This is a genomic window from Streptomyces sp. NPDC055078 (assembly GCF_053607985.1).
In genome coordinates this window covers 1-4,171 of sequence record NZ_JBSGUP010000703.1, presented here as the reverse complement: position 1 = coordinate 4,171, position 4,171 = coordinate 1, and the positions used below count along the sequence as shown (strand labels likewise).

General features: G+C 68.6%; 4 protein-coding genes. All 4 read left to right on the top strand.

Annotated elements, in window-relative coordinates; translation table 11 throughout:
• On the top strand, positions 1–609 hold a 609-nt coding region (locus ACWF94_RS35115; RefSeq protein ID WP_453498140.1), incomplete at its 5' end, for a DNA primase.
• A 3-nt stretch (positions 610–612) separates the two neighbouring features.
• Positions 613–2,088: an ATP-binding protein gene (locus ACWF94_RS35110; RefSeq protein ID WP_453498137.1), complete on the top strand. Its 1,476-nt coding sequence runs from the start codon at positions 613–615 to the stop codon at positions 2,086–2,088.
• Positions 2,089–2,543: 455 nt separating this feature from the next.
• Positions 2,544–2,777, top strand: coding sequence for an excisionase family DNA-binding protein (locus ACWF94_RS35105; RefSeq protein ID WP_453498134.1), 234 nt, complete (start codon positions 2,544–2,546; stop codon positions 2,775–2,777).
• An 80-nt stretch (positions 2,778–2,857) separates the two neighbouring features.
• Entirely contained in the window at positions 2,858–4,144 is a 1,287-nt protein-coding gene (locus tag ACWF94_RS35100; protein ID WP_453498131.1) for a tyrosine-type recombinase/integrase, read from the top strand.
• The last annotated feature ends 27 nt before the right edge of the window (positions 4,145–4,171 follow it).

Genomic DNA, 4,171 nt, shown 5'->3' with positions numbered 1-4,171 from the left:
TGGCGACAGGCCGCCGCCATCGCCTACCACCCCGGCGGGGCGGACCTGACCGTCGTGGACCTGGACGACCCCCGCGCCATCGCCTGGGCCCGCGAGACGCTGCCCGCCACACGGACCGTGCCCACCACACGCGGCGAACACTGGATCTACCAGGGCACCATGCGGTCGTCCAACGCCGTCCGGCCCGGCGTCGACATCAAATCCCTGATGGCCTACGCCCGCTGGCTCGGCCCCGGCACCGGCCGCGTGACGCCCCTGCCGGACACGGTCCGGGCCCTGGTCGTGCGGGAGGAAACCGCCGCCCCTGCCCGCGCCCGGGGCGTCATCTCCGTGTCCGCACCGGGCGGGGGCGGGGAGTGCCGACACCGCTCCCCCGTCTACCTGGAGCGCGGTATCGCCATGGCCGAGCAGCGCATCACCAGCGCCCTCAGCGGCGTGCACACCACGGTGTACGGGGTGTTTCTCGCTGTCCTGTCCACCCATGGCCGGTGCGGCTGCCTCACCGATGCCCACATGGAGCGGCTGTTCACCGCCGCGCACGCCAAGGGCGAAACTGGGCGGCACTGCGCCGATGCCTGGACCAACGCCCGCACCGCTTTGGGGCTGTGACCGGTGTCCGACGACGAGAAGACCCCGGCACGCGAGATCATCACCGACTACGCGCAAACGCACTTCCGGTACTTCCGCACCGCCGACGGCACCGTATACGCCCAGCGCAACGGGCACCCCGTCGCACGCCCGATCCGCTCCCAGGGCACCACCGGCAGCCACCGACAGGAACTCATGGTCGGCCTGTTCAAGGACGGGTGCGGCGTGTTCAACGGGACCGCGCTCAAGGAGGCGTTGGACTTGATCGAAGCGCTCGCTATGAGTACTGACGTTCAGTCCGTTTACATCCGGGTCGCACCCGGATTCGACGGGGCCACCTGGCTCGACCTCGGCCGCGCGGACGGGCAGTCCGTCCGTATCCACCCCACCGGCTGGGACATCACCATCCCCCGGCCGGAAGAGGTGTGCTGGCGGCGCACCCAGCTCACCGGGGAACTCCCCCTGCCCGCCAGGGACACCGATGGCAAGGGAATCGACCTCCTGTTGAGGCTGTCCAACTTCGCCAACGCTGAGACCGAGTGCCTGGCCATCGCGTGGCTCATCGGCTGTCTCGGCCCCTCCGTCCCGGTGCCTGCCCCGTTCCTCACCGGTCCCCAGGGCGCGGGCAAGTCCACCGCCGGCCGAATGCTCACCCGGGTCATCGAGGGCATGAGCGCCGACCTGCGACGACCACCCAAGGACGAAGAGAACCTGACGGCAGCAGTCGCCGCCGGATGGATCACCGCCCTTGACAACCTCTCCCACATGACCCCGGACCTGTCTGACGCCATGTGCTGCATCGTCACCGGGGCCGAGAACGTCAAGCGCGCCCTGTTCACCGACGGAGACGTCTACCGGGCCCGCTACCGCCGCCCCCTCCTGATGACCGGCATCGACGTCGGTGTCATCCGCCCCGACCTCGCCGAACGCCTCCTGCCCCTGCGTCTGGAACGACCCCGCGTCCGGCGCACCGAGGCGGAACTCTGGACGGAGTACACGGAGGTTCTGCCCGTCGTCCTCGGGTCGTTCCTGGACCTTGCGGTGAAGGTCCGCGCCGTGGAGGCGCAGACCCCGACCGATCTGCGGATGGCGGACTTCGCGCATCTGTGCGCGCAACTCGACACCGCCACCGGTCTCGGCGCGCTGGTCGCTTACCGGGCCAGTCTGGACGACCTCAATGACGACGTCATTGAGGGCGATCTCCTCGCGCAGACCGTTCTCCGGCATGCCGACACGGTCGAGCCGGGTGCGGCGCAGCGGATGACGTCCACGGAGTGGCTGCACTGCCTCAGTCGCCTCTACAGCGGCGAAGACCTGCGTCCCCTTCCGAAGGGCTGGCCGACCACGGGCAAGGTCCTCTCCGACCGGCTCAAGCGTCTGCAACCGACGCTGGCCGCGCGCGGTGTCCTCATCGACACCGGCCGCACCAGCGAGGGCCGCTACCTCGAACTCACCCGCGGGTCCACCCCGCCCCCACACGAGCCCAAACCGATGTTCTGACCCGCGCCCGCACGCCCGCCCGGACAAGCAAGAGGAGCACCCGCGGCCGCGCCGCGTGCTCCTCTTGCTGTTCGGCGGAACGCCGCCCAAAGGACGCGCCGCGAAGGCGGCTCCTTCTTCATGCTGTGAGGCGCATGACAACAAACACCCCTCTCTCTTTGTCCTAAGAGGGAAGACGCTGCGTCATCTGCGTCATGCGAGCAGGAAAACGGCCCCTGATCTGCAACGACAGTCATGACGCAGACGGCGAAGCCTGCGTCATTCTGCGTCATCTGCGTCACCCCATGACGCACCGATGACGCATACGCAAACCACTGCGTCACAGAAAACCGCAGGTCAGACGCCCGAATGACGCAGATGACGCAATGACGCAGAAATCCGAACCTCGGACAACACCACCCCAGAGAGCCATGGCCCGCCCTCCGAGGGCCCGAGACAGTCCTAGGGAGACATTCATGAGCACCGCCACCGTGGACATCGCACCTCTCGTCGAGGCTGGAGACCCGGCCCCTGTTCTCCTGACCGTAGAGGAAGCCGCCCGCTGCCTCCGCATCGGCCGGACCACCTGTTTCGCGCTCATCCGCACCGGCGAACTGGAGTCCATCGACGTCGGCCGTCTCCGGCGCGTCCCGGCAGACGCTCCCGCCGCCTACCTCGCCCGCCGCCGCGCTCAGCAGCGCGCCGCCTGATCACTTCTCACCGGGACGCCACCCCGCTACGGGGTGGCGTCCCGGGTCGTTTCCACGCCTCAACCTGAAGGAGCCTGCCTGTGGCAGAGAGAAAGAAGAAGGGCACCCGCCGGGCCAACGGCGAATCCGCCATCTACCTCGGCAAGGATGGCCGTTGGCACGCCCGCGTGCCTATGGGTTACAAGGACGACGGGGAGCCGTACCGCCGACACCTGACGCGCAAGACGCGCGAGGAACTGGTTGAGGAAGTCCGGCGGCTTGAGAAGCAGCGCGACGCGGGTTCGGCGAGTCAGCCCGGCAAGCCGTGGACGGTTGAGAAGTGGCTGTTGCACTGGGTTGAGAACATCGCCAAGCCGACCGTCAGCGAGAACACCTACGACGGCTACGAGGTCGCCGTTCGCGTTCACCTCGTGCCTGGTGTAGGCAAGCACCGCCTTGACCGCTTGCAGCCCGAGCACCTGGAAAGCCTGTACCGCCGTATGCAGGCGAATGGGGCGCGCAAGGCGGGTACGGCTCACCAGGCGCACCGCACCGCCCGTACCGCGCTCGGGGAGGCGGTACGGCGCGGCTACGCAGCGAAGAACGCCGCTGCGCTGGCGAAGCCGCCACGGATGGAAGAGGACGAATCCGAGGTAGAGCCGTACTCCGTGGAAGAGGTTCAGTGCCTGCTGCTCGAAGCCAACAAGCGCCGGAACAGCGCCCGGTGGATGCTGGCGCTGGCGCTCGGATTGCGGCAGGGCGAGACGCTCGGTCTGCGCTGGTCTGACGTCGACCTGGGCAACGAGTACCTGAAGCTCCGGCGAAACCGTCTGCGCCCCAAGTACGAGCACGGGTGCCCGGAAGCCGCACCGTGCGGCCGGAAGGCGGGGTACTGCCCGGCCAGGGCGCAGGTCCGGCGTGAGACCAAGAACACCAAGTCGCGCGCGGGCCGCCGTGCCGTGCCCCTGCCGGGCCCGCTGGTCGCCATGCTCCGGGCACATGCCGGGACGCAAGAGCGCGAGCGCAGGGCGGCCGGTGACCTGTGGGTCGAGTCGGACTACGTGTTCACCAAACCCCTGGGTGGCCCCTTGAGCCCGAACACGGACTACCACGACTGGAAGCGCCTGCTGGAAGACGCGGGCGTTCGGGATGGTCGGCTGCACGACGCCCGACATACGGCCGCCACTGTGCTCATGCTGCTCGGTGTCCCGGCCCGGGTCATTGATCAGATCATGGGGTGGGAGCCGGGCACCTCCGCAGGCATGCGGGCCCGGTACCTCCACGTGCCGGACGCCATGCTGAAGGACGTGGCCCGGAAGATCGCGGATGCCATCTGGGGAACCCCGGAGACGCCTGCTGTGGACAAAAACCAGGACAACGAGGGCTGAGGAACGTCGATGGGCCCCACCGCGAAC

Bases quoted from the DNA above. Each gene is read 5' to 3' on its own strand.
- ACWF94_RS35105 (WP_453498134.1), top strand. From the start codon at position 2,544: ATGAGCACCGCCACCGTGGACATCGCACCTCTCGTCGAGGCTGGAGAC.